At 65.0% G+C, this 15,464-nt stretch carries 16 protein-coding genes; 7 read left to right on the top strand and 9 right to left on the bottom strand.

Annotated elements, in window-relative coordinates; all coding sequences use genetic code 11:
* Nucleotides 1-42: 42 nt before the first annotated feature.
* The 4 genes from AADZ55_RS12680 to AADZ55_RS12665 all read right to left on the bottom strand — a co-directional run bounded on the left by AADZ55_RS12680 (nucleotide 43) and on the right by AADZ55_RS12665 (nucleotide 2,968).
* Nucleotides 43-660: a cytochrome P450 gene (locus AADZ55_RS12680; RefSeq protein WP_278248632.1), complete on the bottom strand. Its 618-nt coding sequence runs from the start codon at nucleotides 658-660 to the stop codon at nucleotides 43-45.
* Complete coding sequence (locus AADZ55_RS12675; protein WP_085327337.1) at nucleotides 660-1,217, bottom strand: cytochrome P450; 558 nt, start codon at nucleotides 1,215-1,217, stop codon at nucleotides 660-662. The genes AADZ55_RS12680 and AADZ55_RS12675 overlap by 1 nt, the downstream gene beginning before the upstream one ends.
* 368 nt (nucleotides 1,218-1,585) lie before the next feature.
* A complete protein-coding gene (locus tag AADZ55_RS12670) occupies nucleotides 1,586-1,801 on the bottom strand; it encodes a hypothetical protein (RefSeq protein WP_085327336.1) in 216 nt (71 codons plus the stop codon).
* 315 nt (nucleotides 1,802-2,116) lie between these two features.
* Nucleotides 2,117-2,968 (bottom strand): class I SAM-dependent methyltransferase, encoded by an 852-nt coding sequence (locus AADZ55_RS12665; protein WP_085327335.1) that lies wholly within the window; start codon nucleotides 2,966-2,968, stop codon nucleotides 2,117-2,119.
* A gap of 67 nt (nucleotides 2,969-3,035) precedes the next feature.
* On the opposite strand from AADZ55_RS12665, the gene AADZ55_RS12660 reads away from it, so the two are divergent.
* Nucleotides 3,036-4,049 carry an NADP-dependent oxidoreductase gene (locus AADZ55_RS12660; RefSeq protein ID WP_085327334.1) on the top strand — a complete coding sequence of 338 codons (1,014 nt, stop codon included), beginning with the start codon at nucleotides 3,036-3,038 and terminating at the stop codon, nucleotides 4,047-4,049.
* Here AADZ55_RS12660 and AADZ55_RS12655 read toward each other — a convergent pair.
* Nucleotides 4,033-4,659 carry a TetR/AcrR family transcriptional regulator gene (locus AADZ55_RS12655; RefSeq protein WP_085327333.1) on the bottom strand — a complete coding sequence of 209 codons (627 nt, stop codon included), beginning with the start codon at nucleotides 4,657-4,659 and terminating at the stop codon, nucleotides 4,033-4,035. The two genes, AADZ55_RS12660 and AADZ55_RS12655, sit on opposite strands and share 17 nt — an antisense overlap.
* 131 nt (nucleotides 4,660-4,790) lie before the next feature.
* Here AADZ55_RS12655 and AADZ55_RS12650 point away from each other — a divergent pair, with 131 nt between their 5' ends.
* The 4 genes from AADZ55_RS12650 to AADZ55_RS12635 all read left to right on the top strand — a co-directional run bounded on the left by AADZ55_RS12650 (nucleotide 4,791) and on the right by AADZ55_RS12635 (nucleotide 9,822).
* Nucleotides 4,791-5,690 carry a haloalkane dehalogenase gene (locus AADZ55_RS12650; RefSeq protein WP_165759460.1) on the top strand — a complete coding sequence of 300 codons (900 nt, stop codon included), beginning with the start codon at nucleotides 4,791-4,793 and terminating at the stop codon, nucleotides 5,688-5,690.
* 172 nt (nucleotides 5,691-5,862) lie between these two features.
* Nucleotides 5,863-7,224, top strand: coding sequence for a hypothetical protein (locus AADZ55_RS12645; RefSeq protein ID WP_085327331.1), 1,362 nt, complete (start codon nucleotides 5,863-5,865; stop codon nucleotides 7,222-7,224).
* Between the two features lie 45 nt (nucleotides 7,225-7,269).
* Nucleotides 7,270-8,457 carry a sensor histidine kinase gene (locus AADZ55_RS12640; RefSeq protein ID WP_085327330.1) on the top strand — a complete coding sequence of 396 codons (1,188 nt, stop codon included), beginning with the start codon at nucleotides 7,270-7,272 and terminating at the stop codon, nucleotides 8,455-8,457.
* 213 nt (nucleotides 8,458-8,670) lie between these two features.
* On the top strand, nucleotides 8,671-9,822 hold the full coding sequence (locus tag AADZ55_RS12635; RefSeq protein ID WP_085327329.1) for a PPE family protein: 1,152 nt from the start codon (nucleotides 8,671-8,673) through the stop codon (nucleotides 9,820-9,822).
* Nucleotides 9,823-9,843: 21 nt separating this feature from the next.
* Here AADZ55_RS12635 and AADZ55_RS12630 read toward each other — a convergent pair whose 3' ends face one another.
* Nucleotides 9,844-10,491, bottom strand: coding sequence for a response regulator transcription factor (locus AADZ55_RS12630; protein ID WP_085327328.1), 648 nt, complete (start codon nucleotides 10,489-10,491; stop codon nucleotides 9,844-9,846).
* Nucleotides 10,492-10,664: 173 nt separating this feature from the next.
* Nucleotides 10,665-11,507, bottom strand: coding sequence for a ribonuclease Z (locus tag AADZ55_RS12625; protein ID WP_085327327.1), 843 nt, complete (start codon nucleotides 11,505-11,507; stop codon nucleotides 10,665-10,667).
* A gap of 310 nt (nucleotides 11,508-11,817) precedes the next feature.
* On the opposite strand from AADZ55_RS12625, the gene AADZ55_RS12620 reads away from it, so the two are divergent.
* Together AADZ55_RS12620 and AADZ55_RS12615 are read left to right on the top strand one after the other, a co-directional pair.
* Complete coding sequence (locus tag AADZ55_RS12620; protein ID WP_085327353.1) at nucleotides 11,818-12,087, top strand: EF-Tu/IF-2/RF-3 family GTPase; 270 nt, start codon at nucleotides 11,818-11,820, stop codon at nucleotides 12,085-12,087.
* A 206-nt stretch (nucleotides 12,088-12,293) separates the two neighbouring features.
* Nucleotides 12,294-13,766 carry an amino acid permease gene (locus AADZ55_RS12615; protein WP_341286309.1) on the top strand — a complete coding sequence of 491 codons (1,473 nt, stop codon included), beginning with the start codon at nucleotides 12,294-12,296 and terminating at the stop codon, nucleotides 13,764-13,766.
* Nucleotides 13,767-13,783: 17 nt separating this feature from the next.
* Here the strand turns inward: AADZ55_RS12615 and AADZ55_RS12610 are convergent, their stop codons facing one another.
* Entirely contained in the window at nucleotides 13,784-14,539 is a 756-nt protein-coding gene (locus AADZ55_RS12610; protein WP_085326807.1) for a hypothetical protein, read from the bottom strand.
* Nucleotides 14,536-15,291 carry a hypothetical protein gene (locus AADZ55_RS12605; protein WP_207569143.1) on the bottom strand — a complete coding sequence of 252 codons (756 nt, stop codon included), beginning with the start codon at nucleotides 15,289-15,291 and terminating at the stop codon, nucleotides 14,536-14,538. The genes AADZ55_RS12610 and AADZ55_RS12605 overlap by 4 nt, the downstream gene beginning before the upstream one ends.
* Nucleotides 15,292-15,464: the final 173 nt, after the last annotated feature.

The following is a 15,464-nucleotide window of genomic DNA, read 5'->3' as shown; positions in this document are numbered from 1 at the left end:
TTCAGAATACGGTGCTGCGCCGGGCGGGCTTCGCCGAAAACCTCAGCGCAACACCACAGGCAGGCCGTTGAGCCGGTTCAGCAGCGGCACCGGCAGGAGGCTCAGCTCCTCGGGTGCAATTGCTAGTCGCAGGTTGGGGAAGTGTTCGATGAGGTTGGCGATCGCGATCCGGGTTTCCATCCGGGCGAGGTGCGCGCCGAGGCAAAAGTGATTGCCTTTGCTGAACGCCAGATGATTGTTCGGGCTGCGGGTGATGTCGAAGAGGTCTGGATCGGCGAACTCGGCGGGGTCACGGTTGGCGGCGGCGAGCAGCACCATCACCATCGCCCCGCGCGGGATGGTAGTGCCGTGCAGGGTGATGTCTTCGGCGGCAAACGTGGTGGGCTCGGTGCCGCCAACCGTGCCGGTGAAACGGAGGATCTCCTCGACCGCGCTGCCGATCAGCTCGGGTTGCCGTTGCAGGCGGGAAAACTGGTCGGGGTGGGCCAACAGGGCAGCGACTCCGTTGGTGATCAGGTTATAGGTGGTTTCGTAGCCGGCGCCGATCAACAAAAACACCATCGCGATGACCTCGTCGTCGGACAGGCGCTCGCCCTCCTCGCAGGCGTGGATCAGCTCGGTCAGGATGTCTTCGCCAGGATCGGCGCGGCGCTGCTCGATCAGGTCGTGCAGTTGACCCCGTCGAGCATGATTTCGACGAAGTCGCGGAACCTGTAGCGGTCATTTTCGGGCACCCCGACCAATTCGTTGATCACCGTGGTCGGGACCGGCAGGGCATAGGCCTGTTGCAGGTCGATTTCCTGCCCGGACGTCATTTGGTCCAGCAGACCGCGCGTGACGCTCTCGACCCGTGCCTCGAGGTGGCTGATCGTGCGTGGGGTGAACGAATGGCTGACCAGCTTGCGCAGCCGCAGGTGTTCGGGGTCGTCCTTATAGATCATGGTGTCGGTGGTGAGCATGCGGATCGCTTTGGGCAGCGGCAGCGGTTGGGCTCCCGCGACGTGCCGGCGGATCCGCGGGTCGGTGACCAGGTTCAGGCAGTCGTGGTGCCGGGACACGAAATAGACATCGCGTTCCTCGACAAACTTCAGCCTGCCCCGATAAACCGGTGCGTGGCGGCGCATCCACTCGTAGTAGCGGTGCTGATTGGCATTGAACTCTTCACTTCCGACGGTGATCGGGTGGTGAATCGTCAAGTTGTCGGTCGACGTGGTCATCTGCGGCCCTTGTCATTAGGTAGCGAAATGACGGAAGGGCTGCTCACTCGATAAAAGCCATCATCTCGGCCGTCAGATCGCCGACGCTGTGCTCACAATTCTCACTGTAGTTAAAGGTGGGTTGGCCGGTAGGGGCCATCGTTTGCCCGTGGGCTGCACCGGGTGGGCATAGCTCGGCTAGGCACGGTCTTCGCCCAAATGGAAACACGGATCGCGGGCGGCAATCCGATCAACCGATTTACGAACTTGAGATCGGCGGCCGACTCCCCGAGCTACCGCTGGCCACCATCCCGGTCAGGAGGCGCCTGACCGGTTTGCCCGTCGACGTTCACCGATCGCGACAGGTGCCGGTATTCGCGGCTCACTCTTCAGGCGGGTGTGTCGCTGCCGTGGCATGCCCTGAAGTCGCGGCCGCCGACGGCGACGTCGCCACCTCGTTCGGCGGCGCGCTGCCGCCCCAGAAACGCAGGATGGCGGCGCATCTCTTCCTGAACCCGCTTTTCGCGCTGCTGAGCTGCAACCCACACCGGGTGGGACTCAAGGAAAATCACCGTTGCCTCTGCCGCTTTCGCCACGATTGTCATCGCCTCTCAGATCAACGCAACTCACCCGCACTGGGGGTGCAACACCAAATGCTGGCTCGGTGTTTTCACCCTTGTAGTCCAGGATTGCCACAAAGCTGTGACCTAGCCGTGTCTTTTGATGAGAATCAGCCGTGAATTCGCTGAAAATCCGCACCGGTGTAAACGCGGGTGTTCGAAAAATCACCCATCGCACGAATTCAACCGGATCTTCTGCCCAGCTCCGCGGAGAGGCAACGACCGGTGAAGAGCGTTTGTGCCCTGCTTGTTAGGACGCCTAAACGATGGGTGCCGGGGGGCGATAACCGGACCACCGTGTCAGGCACGACGGGTAAGCAGAGCAACCGCACTCCAAGCCCGATTACCCGGGTGGCGCGGATCCGGCTGGGGCAACCAGGCAGCCGGACGCATCGATATCGGCAAGCGATGGAGCCGGCGGGCCGCCGAAAACAGCGACTCGGCCTCGATGACGAGCCAACCGAGTTCTTCAAAGTAGGCCAACCCGTTCTCAGGCGCGAACTTGAAGGGCGCATTCTGCAGCATGCCGGCCATCTTCTTGTTCATCAGGTTCTTGAGGCCCGGGCCGGCGAAGTCGAGCATCCACCAGCCGACCTCGGGTTGCTTGATCGCCTCGGAAAGCGCGACGACATCGCGATCGTCGAGGTACATCAACAAGCCCTCGGTTAGCACTAGCGCCTTGGATGCGCCGTCCAGCGCACTTCTGAAGAATGCGTCGCGGGCGCGAGCATCGGCCAGATCGACGGCCATCCGGGTTAACCGGCAGGTGGGTGCCTGGTCGGCAAGCAGCTGCGTTTTTTCCGTGAGCAACTGCGGCAGATCAGCCTCCACCCAGGTGAAATCGGACGGAAGGTCCAAACGATACGGGCGGGTGTCCAATCCGGCGGCCAAGTTCAACACCCGGTCACAGCCGCCGGCGATCGCTTCGACAATGACGTCGTCGATGATCTTGGTGCGGGCGACAAGCCACCAACCGCTGCGCGCCATCCGTGGAACCCGGGCGACGATGGCACGGCCCTGCTCACCGGCCAGTCGCTCGGCAAGCGGGTCACTGAACAACGCATCTGGCCGTGCCGATTCGGTTGCTCGATGCAACGCCGTCCACCGGGCCGTATCCGAAACATGGGTGATGGTGTGCCCAGATCCTGACATGTGTTGCGTTATAGCACTCGCCACCCCAACGCGTCTCCCGTCGGCGTACTGGCGGTACGGTGCGGTAATGCCGGATCGAAACCGCCGCTTTCTGCTGCGCGAACGCCCCACCGGACGCATCGGCCCGGACACCTTCGAGCTCAGCGAACAAGCGGTGCCCGAGATCGGCGACGGCGAGGCGCTGGTACGCGTCGATTGGATCTCGTTGGATCCGGCGAACCGCGCGTGGATCAACGACACGCCGACGTACCTGCCGCCGGTCGGCATCGGCGCGGTCATGCGTGGCCTCGGGCTCGGCGAGGTTGTCGCGTCGAAGAATCCGAAATACCCGGTTGGCCAGACGGTGCAGGGTCTGATCGGCTGGCAGGAGTACGCGATCGTCTCGGATGCGATGCCGTTGTTGCCGGTCGAGGTCGCCGAGGGCGTCTCGCCGAGTGCCTACCTGGGTGCGCTCGGGATGACCGGGCTCACCGCGTGGATCGGGATCCGCGACATCGGCAAGCCGCAGCCGGGCGAGACAGTCGTGGTCTCGGCCGCGGCGGGTGCGGTCGGCTCGGTGGCAGGCCAGCTCGCCAAGGCTGACGGCGCGCGCGTCGTCGGGATCGCCGGCGGCGCCGAGAAGTGCGCTCTGTTGACCGACCGGCTCGGCTTCGATGCGGCCGTCGACCACCGCGCTCCCGATTGGGCCGCCAAACTCGCCGCGGCGACGCCCAACGGCATCGACGTCGACTTCGAAAACGTCGGCGGCGACATCATGGACGCGATCTTCGCGCGCCTCAACGTCCGCGCGCGGGTCGCGCTGTGCGGCCTGATCTCCGGCTACAACTCGGTCGACCCGCCGCCGGGACCACGCGCGTTCGGCAAGCTGCTCATTGCGCGGGCGACGGTGCAGGGCTTCATCGTTGGGGACCACTTCGGCCGCTCGCCGGAGGCGGTCGCCGAGATCGCCGGCCTGATCGCCGAGGGCGAACTCAAACCGCTCGAGACCGTCGTCGAAGGCTTCGAGCAGCTGCCGACGGCAATCAACATGCTGTTCGACGGCAAGAACGTCGGCAAGCTTGTGGTCAAGATGTCCGGCTAGGCATGGTGCGGCGATGCGGGTCGGCTAGGTAGCCGTCCAGGAAGTCGTGTAGCGCAGGTGCCAGAGCGTTAGCGCTCGAACCATGTAGCTTGGCAAGCAGGATAAGGCCCTGGTAGTGGGCGAATAGGGCATGCGCGAGCCGGTCCGGGTCGACGCCGTTGCGAAGCATGTTGTGTGCGGCAGCCTCGCGACAGGTTGCTGCTAGGTGTTCTTCGAGCGCGGCCAACCGCGCGGCGAGGTGGATGCGCACCGCTTCGTCGGTGGTAGCCAACTCAGCGGCCATGTTGCCGAACGGGCAGCCGACGAAGCGTCCGAACTGACCGTGCAGTGCGGTCTGGATGGCACTGATGGCGTCTGGTATCGCGAGCAGCAGCTCGGCCGGTGTGGCACCGGGCTCGCTGGTCAGCCGGGCTAGAAATGCCTGCATGTGCAGGTCAATTACCGCTTTCGCCAAGTCAGCTTTCGACGAGAAGTAGTGGTAGAAGCTGCCTTTGCGAACATCGGCCGCGGCGCAAAGTTCCTCTACACCCACATCGTGGTAGCTGCGTTCGAGGAACAGCCGTGCCGCGACTGACACGATGCGATCACGAGCATCCGAGGTTCGCGGCACCCAGCCAGCGTATCCGATAGTTGACTGGTCGGTCAAACATCCGATACGTTGTGGGAAATCTTGACGTGTCCGTGACGTGCTGGAGCGCAGCCCACTATCGAATGGAGATAGCAGCAATGAGTTCGTCCACCTTGGAGGTTTTCCGTACACCCGATTCGCGGTTCGAGCAACTTCCGGGATATGGCTTCGCACCCAACTACCTGGACGTCGACGGATTGCGGATGCACTATCTGGACGAGGGGCCACGCGAGGGATCGCCTGTCGTGTGCTTTCACGGCGAGCCGACCTGGGCGTACCTGTATCGCAAGATGCTGCCGCCGCTCGTCGCGGCGGGGCACCGGGTCATCGTGCCCGACTACGCCGGCTTCGGACGATCCGACAAGCCCACGGACCGCCGCTGGTACACCTTCGACCGGCACAGCGAGCTGGTCGCGAAGGTGTTGGGTGCGCTCGACGTGCACAACGCAACTGTTGTCGTGCAGGACTGGGGCGGCCCGATCGGACTGCGCTGGGCAACAGAGAATGCCGCCAGGGTTGACGCGCTGATGATCATGAATACCGGTTTGTTCGTCGGGCAGGTGTCCAAAGGATTCTTGGCCTGGCGTGCCTTCGCGGAAAAGAACCCGGATCTGCCGGTGGGTGTCGTAATCCAGGGCGCCACGACGAGTCAGCTGCCCGACGACATCGTCGCCGCGTACGACGCGCCGTTTCCCACGGTTGAGTCAAAGGCTGGCGCCGCGCAGTTTCCGCTGCTGGTCCCGACTGCCGAAGACGGTCCGGGTGCGAACGAGATGCGGACGGTCATCGATGAGCTCTCCCGGTGGAATAAGCCGGCCCTCGTTGCATTTTCCGACACGGACCCGGTCTTTGCGTATCCGAAGTCGGGGCAAGCCTTTTGTGACTTGATACCCACCGCGGGCGAGCAGGTGAGGATTGCGGGCGCGGCGCACTTCCTACAGGAAGACCGGGGTGAGCAACTCGCCGAGCATCTGCTCACTCTGCTCACCAGCGTCCACCCGGTCACACCGTAGCGACGCGCTAGAGCCGAAAACCATTGTGGTCCAGCATGTCCGATGAGGTGATCGTCGGGACGCTGAGTTTGTGTCAGGTTGCGTCATTGCGCGTGGAAACTGGTGGGGTGTCAATGCTTTCGTTGCCGGCATGCGGTGATACCCAAGTGCTCGTCCGGAACGAGTCAGCCATATGAGTTCGGATGCTGCACTGGCGGGATACTGGCCGAGCCCATGGCCAGGTGAGGACGGCGGCCCACGCCGCACCCAAACACCGCACGGCACCTGCGGACTGGGCATCGCCGACGGTGAGCGCCTCGAGGTGATCAGCCGCGATGCCTACGCGGTGACGATGGTGGTGCTGCGCGATCCCGGCGAGGTGTACGTGCTGCGCCACACCCTGGGGCCGCGGCTGCTGGACAGCCCGTCGACTGGGTGGGTCGAACGCATCGACCCCGAGTCGTTGCGGCCACTGCAACGCTCGCCGGACCTGGCTGCCGGGCCGTTCTGGCCGGGGGGGTTGGCTGCCCACGCCAACGGATCGTTGTATACGGTTTTCGGCCGGTGGTGCCATCGCCTGGCGCCGGACTGCTCGGTGATCGCGAGCCGCAAACTGCCTCAACCGCGTCCGTACAACTCGTTCGTCATCCTCGCTGACGGGACGATCGTCACCAAAGATCTCGACCGCAAAGGCGCACAGCGCGCCCGACTGTCGCTGCTGGAACCCGAAAGCTTGCAGCCACGTTGCGCGGAGATCGAGTTGCCCGAGCGAACGATCGCACGACTGTCCAGCGACGGGCACACGATCTATGTGGTCGGGGTGACGACGGTGTATCGCTATGTCTGGGATCCCGCGGCCGAGCGGCTCGAGCGCGACGACGACTGGGTGCTTCGCTATTGCGGCAGATCAGACCATAGCTACGGATGGGATCCCGTCGTCGACGGCGGCCAGATGTGGTTTCTGAACAACGGTGACCACACCTACACTCACTCGATGCTCGGCGCAGGCGTGGCGCCGAGCGGCATTCAGCTGATCCGGGTCTCCCTCACGGACGTAACCGATCACGAATTCGTCGACGTGTGCGGCGCTGCACACGGTAGTGCGACCAACCCGCCGTTGTATGACGCCAAGCGCCGCATCGCGCTCGGCTACGACTCGGCCAACGGCGCACTAGCCGCCTGGCGCTTTGGTGATGCTGGGCTGCAACGCCTTTGGCAGCGCCCGTATGCTACGGCGACGCACATGGTCCGATTCGGTGATACCGGCGAGGTCGTCATCGACGACTATCACGCCGACCTGCCCCGGCTACGCACCCAGCGTCTGCGGCGACTCATGGCGTACGCGGGGCCACTGCTGAACAACCGTCACGTGCGCGCGGCCGGTGCCAGCCGCTGCTCGGATGATGTCGTCGTGATCGACATCGAAACCGGTCAAGAACGCGCGCGCGCCCGAGTCCCAAGCCTCTTCCAGGGCATCGTGTTTCCTGCGGTTGGATGGGGTCGCGATCTGTACTATCCGACGATCTCCAAGCTGGCGCGCGTCAGCGTTGTCTGACCTGCGCCCCGCCATCCGCCGAAACCGCCGTATCTTGGGTAAACGATGAGCAGCACGGATGTCGAGCAGGTTCTCCGCAGACAGCGGGTGCGTTCATTGCAAGCCGGGGCCATGCTTCGCGTCGGCGTCGTCATCATCATGATCGGCGCACTGCTAATCGACACCAACTCGACCCTATGGCCAGCGCAGACGGGCCTGCTTGCCAGCTACGCATTGATTGCGATCTGCGCGCTGAGGGTGGCGTTCTCCGCGACACGTGCCGTGTTTACCAGCGACAGAACACTGTTGATCCTCGCCTTGGTTGACGTCATGGCGGTGTTCGGCTTCAAGCTGTTGTCGCCGGGCGGATACATTCCGCTGTTTGTGATGGCGCTGCTGCCGCGGCTGGTCGCTGCCGAGTTGTCGTTGCGGCGGGCGGCTACCGTGCTGGCCTGCAGCTTCGTGATCTTCACCGGATCGCTTCTGCACGACCCGGTGATCGTGTCGCGCATTGGGCCGGCGGTAGCGGGGCTGATCGTGCTGATGTACGGATTTATCTGCAGCACAGCACTATTGGTGGTGTTCTTCCGGTTGCGCAATGTCGACGAAATGGCCAAACTGACCTCGTCCCGCGAAGAGCTACTCGCTGAGACGATGACCGCGTCGGAAGCGGAGCGGCGGCAGATCTCAGAATCCATCCACGACGGACCGCTGCAAGATGTGCTGGCCGCCCGCCGTGATATCGCCGACTTCCTGAAGCTCGCTCCGGACGCGCCCCTGAAGCATGCGCTGGCCAGCTTGCAGCACGCTTCCCGGCTCTTGCGTGAAGCGACCTTTGAGCTACACCCAGCCGTGCTAAACCAGGTTGGATTGGCCGCCGCGGTCGAGAAACTAGCCTCGGTCACCGCGGAGCGCTCGAACCTAGCCATCACCACTGAAATCGACTACCCGGGCTCGAATGTGATCGATCCCATCCTGTTCGGGGTGATTCGCGAATTGTTGTCCAACGTTGCCCGTCATTCGGGTGCCAGCGCGGCATCGGTGAAACTGGCCGTTGTCGACGGCGTGGCTCGTATCGACGTGGCAGACGACGGAATTGGGATCACTCGTGACGCCGCGGCGCGCCGTCTCGCGCTGGGCCATATCGGTCTGGCCTCACATCGCGCGCGGGTGGAGGCTGCCGGGGGCACGCTGAGCATCATCGATGAGCACGTGGGGGCACACCTTCGGGTTGAACTGCCGCTTCGGCACTGACCGCCACCGGCGCGAGATCGAGCCAGCCCTCGACGGGGAAGCCGGGCTCCACCAATTGGGGGGCGCATTCTCATCCTCTGGCTAACCGCTCAGCCGATAGGCACCGCCATCTTGGCGCGGCACCTTTAGATATCTGGCTTCGAGCGCGTGGGCCGGCCGCTATGAGGCGGTAAACGTGGTCGCCGCCAGCAGCTGATTACCCGAGGATCGGACATGCATTTCGCAGCTTTGCCTCCGGAGACCAACTCTGGCCGAATGTATTCCGGTCCCGGGCCCGGGTCCATGCTGGCGGCCGCGGCAGCATGGGGCGAGCTGGCCGACGAACTGCATACGGCCGCGGCCTCATACGCCTCGGTGATCTCTGCGTTGACCGGTGGGGTGTGGCTGGGGCCGGCATCGATATCGATGGCGGCCGCGGCTACCACCCATGTGGCGTGGTTAAGCGCCACAGCCGCTCAGGCTGGGCAGGCGCGTGCCCAAGCCAACGCTGCCGCGGCCGCCCATGCGGCAGCGTTCGCGATGACAGTGCCGCCGGGGAAGATCGCGGCAAACCGTGCCCTGCTGATGTCGCTGACCGCGACCAACTTCTTGGGGCAGAACAGCCCGGCGATCGCCGCCACCGAAGCCCGCTACGCCGAGATGTGGGCCCAGGACGTGGCCGCGATGTACGGCTACGCCGCCGCCTCGGCGGCGGCAGCGACATTGACGCCGTTCCCCCCGCCGCCGGCGACCACCAACCCGGCCGGGCTGGCCGGGCAGGCCGCCGCGGTTGCCCAGGCCGTCGGCACGGCACCAACCCGCGCACATATCGTCATATCGACGGGCTCCCGGGTAATTACCGCCGTGCCCCAGGCGCTGCAGCGGCTCGCGTCAATCACACCCGCACACTTGGTGCACGACGTGTTGGAGTTCGCCGCCGACATGACTGTCTTTGCGATCGTGCCCTCGTCGATCCTGAGTTCGTGCATGTCGGCGATAGGCGCGATGAATGGGCTCGCCGGGAGTGCCGGTACTGCGGCGAAGGCGATGGGGTCGGCTGGAGGCGCGCTGCGGTCCGCCGCCGGCGTGGTGGGAGCAGCCGGGCTGAGCGCGAGACCGGCGGCGATGCCGGCGGGCTTGGGCCGTGTTGCGTCAGTCGGAGCGTTGTCCGTGCCGCCGAGTTGGGCCGTCGCGGCCCCGGCGCAGGGCCCCGGCGCGGCCGCGTTGCCGGGTATCAGTCTGGGCGGCGCCCCGACAGTCATGGGAGGAGGACCCGGTATTCCCGGGATGCCGATGGCGACGAGCACCGGTCGGGATGGTGGCAACCCCCCTCCGCGATACGGGTTCCGTCCCACAGTGATGGCACGTCCGGTGTCAGCCGGATAGCAAAAGGCCTTTCGGCACAAGTCATTCCAGCAATCGACGCCGCATCGCCTCGGCGACCGCGGCTCCCCGGTCAGCGACACCAAGCTTCTCGTAGAGGCTTTGCACATGCGTCTTCACGGTGCTGGGAGCCAGATGAAGTCGCGACGCGATCTGCGGAACCGACAGCCCGTCGGCGATCATCGCCACCACCTGGCTCTCGCGATGGGTCAATACGGTCGACGCTCCTCTGGCCCGGCGTTTGACCTCACCGACCAGTCCCCCGGCTACCCCGGTGGGTAGATAGGTGGCGCCGCCGGAGCATCGGACCACGGCGTCGACGATCTCGTCGCTGTCGGATTCCTTGGTCAAATACCCCGAAGCGCCCTCGGCAATAGCCTTGTAAACGACCGAGCTGTCGTCAAAGGCGCTCAGCAGCACCACGTGGGTGGGCAACCCGTCCCGAGCTATCGCGTGGGTGACTTCAAGGCCGTCAAGCCCGGGCATCTGGTAGTCGAGCAGAGCTACCGCGGGCCGCAGTCTACGGATGGCGTCTAGCGCCGCGCGACCGTCGGTCACCTCGGCGAGGACCTCCACCCGCCCGCTGGCGTTCAGGGCGCGCACTACCCCCTGGCGCGTTACCGGGTGATCGTCGGCCACGACGACAGTGACGCGTTGATTGGGGTGGGCCATGGGCTGCTCCAAGCGATCTGGGAAAAAGCTCTGTGGGCCCGGCCGACAAGGCGGACGGGTGCCCTCCCATTGTTGCTTCCCAGACCGAATGGCGCGGCAGTTTGCGCACTACTGATAACGCTGGGCCACCGATGCCGACCCGACCGCGGGACGCCAAGTTGGAAATGTGTCCGCTAGGTTGTGCGTTGTACCTCGATGCGGTGCAGATCGGGTCCCAGCTCGATGCGACCGTCGAAATGTGCGGCTGCGCACGCTCGCCAGGCCTCCTCTTGACCCGGCGCGATCGGCGGCACGCAATGGGTGAGCACCAAGGTAGCTACCCTGGCGCGAGCCGCGGTCGAAGCCGCCTCTTCCACCGAGGAGTGGTAGTCGCAGATATCGCGCATGCGTTGCAGCGGCACAGCATTCAGAAGATCCTTGCGGATTACGGTGTGTACCAGCGCATCCGCGCCGGCGGTAAGCCGGTCAAGGCTGTTGCAGGGCACGGTGTCCCCGGCCAACACTACCGACACGCCGTCATGCTGCACGCGAAAGGCGATCGTCGGAGACACAGGTCGATGGTCGGTCGGTGCGACGAGGACCCGCACCCCGTTGTGGTCCCAAACCGTTCCCTCGGTGTGTTCGTACACGGCGACGGCGGGAGGCTGGGTCAGGTCGGCGTGGTGGGCAATCCGATAGCCGATGTCGGCGCCGAAGGCGGCCAATGTCGCCTCCACCGTGGCGGCGGTTCCCGGTGGGCCGATGATCGGCAACGGCGCCGGGTCGGGTCTAAATGTGCTGACCCACCGAGTGATCAGCACGTCACCGAGGTCCGCGATGTGGTCGCTGTGCAAATGGGTCACCAACAGCGCGGTCAGCGCGTTCGCCATCACACCAACCGCTGCAGCACGTTGCAGCACTCCCCTGCCGCAGTCCACCAGGAGTATTTGACCGCCCGCGCGCACCAGCGTCGACGGGCCCGCCCGCTGCGGATCCGGAATGGGGCTGCCGGTGCCGAGCAACGTAACTTCAATCACTCCACAGGTATGCCACAACCGGGGTCTCGGCGCCAGGGCGGCTCGGCGGTACCGTGCCGAAGTGCGGCGCCGTCCGGCCGAGCGCAGCGACTGCATTAAAGACTAACTGCAGCAGCATATTTCGTGTCCTGAGTGCACTCACGCGCTGGGCGCGCCGGACGCATAGGCCACGTTGTTCTCCCCCAATTGGGGGAGCGAATTTCATCCACCGAATCATACGTTCACCCGACGGAATTGCCGCTATCGCCGCTGGGTGCACGACGCGGTGGCACGCGTGATGGACCTGGGTCGGGCGGGTAGCGTTCCGCACATGTTCCGCATGACGGTCCAGGACGTGTTCTTCATTCGCAACCGCGGGATTGTGGCTACCGGCCGCGTTGAGTATGGGGAGCTGCGCATCGGTGACGAGGTCCGGATCAACGACGGCTCCGCCGTCAGGGTCGACGCCATCGAAGCCTTTCGCAAAAGGGTGGACACGGCGAAGGTCGGCGACAACGTGGGTCTGCTGTTCGCAAGGCTCACTAAGAGCGATGTGGCTGCCGGCGACGTGATCACCTCGACGGGTGTCTTCCTGGCGTAGGACGCGACCGAAAGCGGTGGGAGCAATCAGTTCGAGCACATATGCAAGTGTTTCTTAGTGAACGACCGGCGCTACGCCCGCGCGAGCTTCGTAGGGTGTGGCCGTGGAAACAATGGTCTGGCCGATGGAACAACGACGTCGCGGCCGCGTACTCGGCGACGAAGATCAATCTCTGCCAGGACTGCATCACTGACGAGGACGCCACCGTGTCGATCGACCGCACCCCTTCCGATGCCGCTGACGCGGTCCCGCACCTGCGTCGGGGTCTTGCCAACCGTCATATTCAGTTGATCGCGATCGGAGGCGCGATCGGCACCGGCCTCTTCATGGGATCCGGGCGAACGATCTCCCTCGCCGGTCCGGCGGTGCTGCTGGTGTACGGGATCATTGGCTTCTTCATATTCTTCGTGCTGCGCGCGATGGGCGAGCTGCTGCTGTCGAACCTGAACTACAAGTCGTTCGTCGACTTCACCGCCGACCTGTTGGGCCCTGCGGCGGGCTTTTTCGTGGGGTGGTCGTACTGGTTCGCCTGGGTCGTCACCGGCATCGCAGAGCTGGTCGCGATCACCGGCTACTCAAAGTTCTGGTGGCCCGACCTGCCCACCTGGCTCCCGGCCGTGGTCACGGTCGGCTTGATCATTCTGGTCAATTTGTTCAGCGTCCGCCATTTCGGGGAGCTGGAGTTCTGGTTCGCCTTGATCAAGGTCGTCGCCATCATCTGTCTGATCGCCATCGGTGCGATCCTGGTGGCGACCAACTTCGTCTCCCCGCATGGTGATCGCGCAACGATCGAGAACCTGTGGAACGACGGCGGGTTCTTCCCAACGGGCTTCCTGGGTGTGGTTAGTGGCTTCCAGATCGCGTTTTTTGCGTTCGTCGGTGTGGAGCTGGTGGGCACCGCGGCGGCCGAGACCCTCGACCCGCGCCGCACCCTTCCCCGCGCGATCAATGCGGTTCCGCTGCGGGTGGCGGTCTTCTACATCGGTGCGCTGCTGGCGATCCTGGCCGTGGTGCCGTGGCGGCAGTTCGCCGGCGGTCAGTCCCCGTTTGTGGCGATGTTCTCGCTGGCCGGACTTGCCGCCGCGGCCTCGATCGTCAACTTCGTCGTGATCACCGCGGCGGCCTCGTCAGCGAACTCGGGATTCTTCTCTACCGGGCGAATGCTTTTCGGCCTCGCCGACGAAGGCCACGCCCCGGCGGCCTTCCGCCGACTCAACCGCGGCGGCGTGCCCGCGCCCGCCCTGCTGCTGACGGCTCCGCTGCTGCTGACCTCCATCCCGGTGCTGTATGCCGGCCGGTCGGTGATTGGCGCGTTCACGCTCGTCACGACGGTCTCCTCGTTGCTGTTCATGTTTGTGTGGGCGATGATCATCGTCAGCTATCTGGTCTACCGGCGCCGACACCCGCAGCGCCACACCGCCTCGGTCTACAAGATGCCCGGGGGCGTGGCGATGTGCTGGGCCGTCCTTGCGTTCTTCATGTTCGTGGTCTGGGCGCTGACCACTGAACCCGAAACCGCGCTCGCGTTGGCATGGTTCCCGCTATGGTTCGTGGGCCTCACCCTGGGTTGGCTCATCGCCCAGCGCCGGCCCGGCCGCGCGGAGCAATACTGCCTGTTCCAAGCCGAGATGAACGGCGCAAACGATGAGACCTCCGACGTGAGTGCACCCGTTGTCTGACGACAGCGCTGGACGGGTCAGCGGTTGGAGATTCGCCGCAGGGTGCTGTCGAACAGGGCATCGAAGGCCGGTTGGTGCCCGGTGCTGGCCGAACCGGTCAGAATCAACCCTGAGGTGCGTGCGTAGGAGTAATAATCGGTGCGCGTCTCGTTGGCGGGCTCGTCGGTGATCGTTGTGGTGAGCGAGTACCGGAAGCGCTGCGGCCCAGCGGTCGGTCGAGAGTCCTCGTGGATGCGCACCGTGTAGGAGCCGGCGGCGGTGCTACTAAATCGCAAGCATCGTGATACCAGGTCGACGAACGCATCGAACCCTCTCGGGTCGAATTCACGTCCGACCATCAGGCGGATGTCCGTGCGATCGGCGACCTCCGCCGGGTCGGCGGTGTCGTGCCCGACCACCTGGGCCGCGTCGAACGCGCCGGTTGAGGCGACCCCGACCACCCCAAAGCATTCGATGGGATCAATGCCCAGACCGTCGTCGGACACGGGATATCTGATGTATCCGAACGTGTCCGAAAGCTCCCTGGTCTCGTCGACCGTCCACCCAGCCGGGAATTCGCTCCGCTTGGGCAACAGGTCCGCGAGTTCTTGGTCGCCGAGTGCGGCCAGCCTTGGGGCGAGCGGCTCGGGGCCCGACGGGCCGGACGGGTCCGATCTCAAGGCGCTCACCACGGCGGGCGCGGTGATCAGTACGGCGGCGGTCGCGAGCATGCACAGCACGGCGGCGACCGCACGGGGCCTCAGTGAACTACGCAGTCGCGCCAAGCCGTTCATAACGCGCGCAACTTTCGCACCGTCTGGGTGGCGAGCCGCCGTACCAGATCCAGGTCGGCGCCCTCCAGATAGATGGTGCACTCCAACAGGACGCCGCGCACCGCGTAGTACGCGACATGGTAAGTCGACGAGGGCTCAATGCTGCCGGCACTGGTAAACGTTCTAGTGACGGCGACGGCGGCGTCGGCGCCACCGGCCCCGCGTGCTTTCACCTCGGTGGTGACCGTTCGCTCGTTCTTGACCGCGCCGTCGAGAAAGTGGTTGGTGACCCGGTAAGAGCCGCACCGGTCCAGCCAGTTCAGGTAATTCACGATCCGGGCTGGACCGTCGGCAACGGCCCAGATCGCGAAGCGGGCGTTGGGTCCGTGCTCACGGTTTTCCCCCGTCGCAGCGGCATCCGCTGGCGGGGCATCCTGCACGAACACTTGGATGTACCGGTCGACCTGGACGTAGCCGGCCAGGTCGGCGTCGGAGTGGTCCAGGACTTTGGGGATGCTTCGGCATGCCGCCGGCGAGTAGACCGCAGCCGGGCCCGCGCTGGGAAGGGCAGCCGGCGCCACGCTGCTTGGCGATGGGGCTCGCCGCAACCGCCCCGTCAACGAATACCCCCAGTCGGCCGGGAAATCCCCGCTGGCCGGCAACGCACTGGCGATAGCCCAGTTCGATCGCGACACCAGGCTCGCCGACGGGGCCCGCCCCTGGATCGAGCGCGGCGTGGTCAGCACCACGGCCGCACCGCAGGTGCCCAGCACCGCCAGGGCAGCAGCACCCACCAGCCGTGGCCACCGCTTGTCAGCTGCGGAGCGCATCACTGATCGAAAGGCTCACCACGGAGCCGCTCGGGCTATCCATCGTCGCGGCCGGAGTGTGAACGGGCTGAACCGATCGATCCGCACTTGTGCTCCTCCCCGCGGGCCGGCCTGCG

The sequence above is a fragment of the Mycobacterium decipiens genome (assembly GCF_963853665.1).
In the GTDB taxonomy this organism is placed as follows: Bacteria; Actinomycetota; Actinomycetes; order Mycobacteriales; family Mycobacteriaceae; genus Mycobacterium; species Mycobacterium decipiens.
Note: the sequence above shows the minus strand (reverse complement) of the source record. Positions and strands in the feature narration are given on the sequence as shown.

Bases quoted from the DNA above. Each gene is read 5' to 3' on its own strand.
- AADZ55_RS12660 (WP_085327334.1), top strand. From the start codon at position 3,036: ATGCCGGATCGAAACCGCCGCTTTCTGCTGCGCGAACGCCCCACCGGA.
- AADZ55_RS12670 (WP_085327336.1), bottom strand. From the start codon at position 1,801: ATGACAATCGTGGCGAAAGCGGCAGAGGCAACGGTGATTTTCCTTGAG.
- AADZ55_RS12620 (WP_085327353.1), top strand. From the start codon at position 11,818: ATGTTCCGCATGACGGTCCAGGACGTGTTCTTCATTCGCAACCGCGGG.
- AADZ55_RS12610 (WP_085326807.1), bottom strand. From the start codon at position 14,539: ATGAACGGCTTGGCGCGACTGCGTAGTTCACTGAGGCCCCGTGCGGTC.
- AADZ55_RS12645 (WP_085327331.1), top strand. From the start codon at position 5,863: ATGAGTTCGGATGCTGCACTGGCGGGATACTGGCCGAGCCCATGGCCA.
- AADZ55_RS12665 (WP_085327335.1), bottom strand. From the start codon at position 2,968: ATGTCAGGATCTGGGCACACCATCACCCATGTTTCGGATACGGCCCGG.
- AADZ55_RS12675 (WP_085327337.1), bottom strand. From the start codon at position 1,217: ATGACCACGTCGACCGACAACTTGACGATTCACCACCCGATCACCGTC.
- AADZ55_RS12635 (WP_085327329.1), top strand. From the start codon at position 8,671: ATGCATTTCGCAGCTTTGCCTCCGGAGACCAACTCTGGCCGAATGTAT.
- AADZ55_RS12630 (WP_085327328.1), bottom strand. From the start codon at position 10,491: ATGGCCCACCCCAATCAACGCGTCACTGTCGTCGTGGCCGACGATCAC.
- AADZ55_RS12640 (WP_085327330.1), top strand. From the start codon at position 7,270: ATGAGCAGCACGGATGTCGAGCAGGTTCTCCGCAGACAGCGGGTGCGT.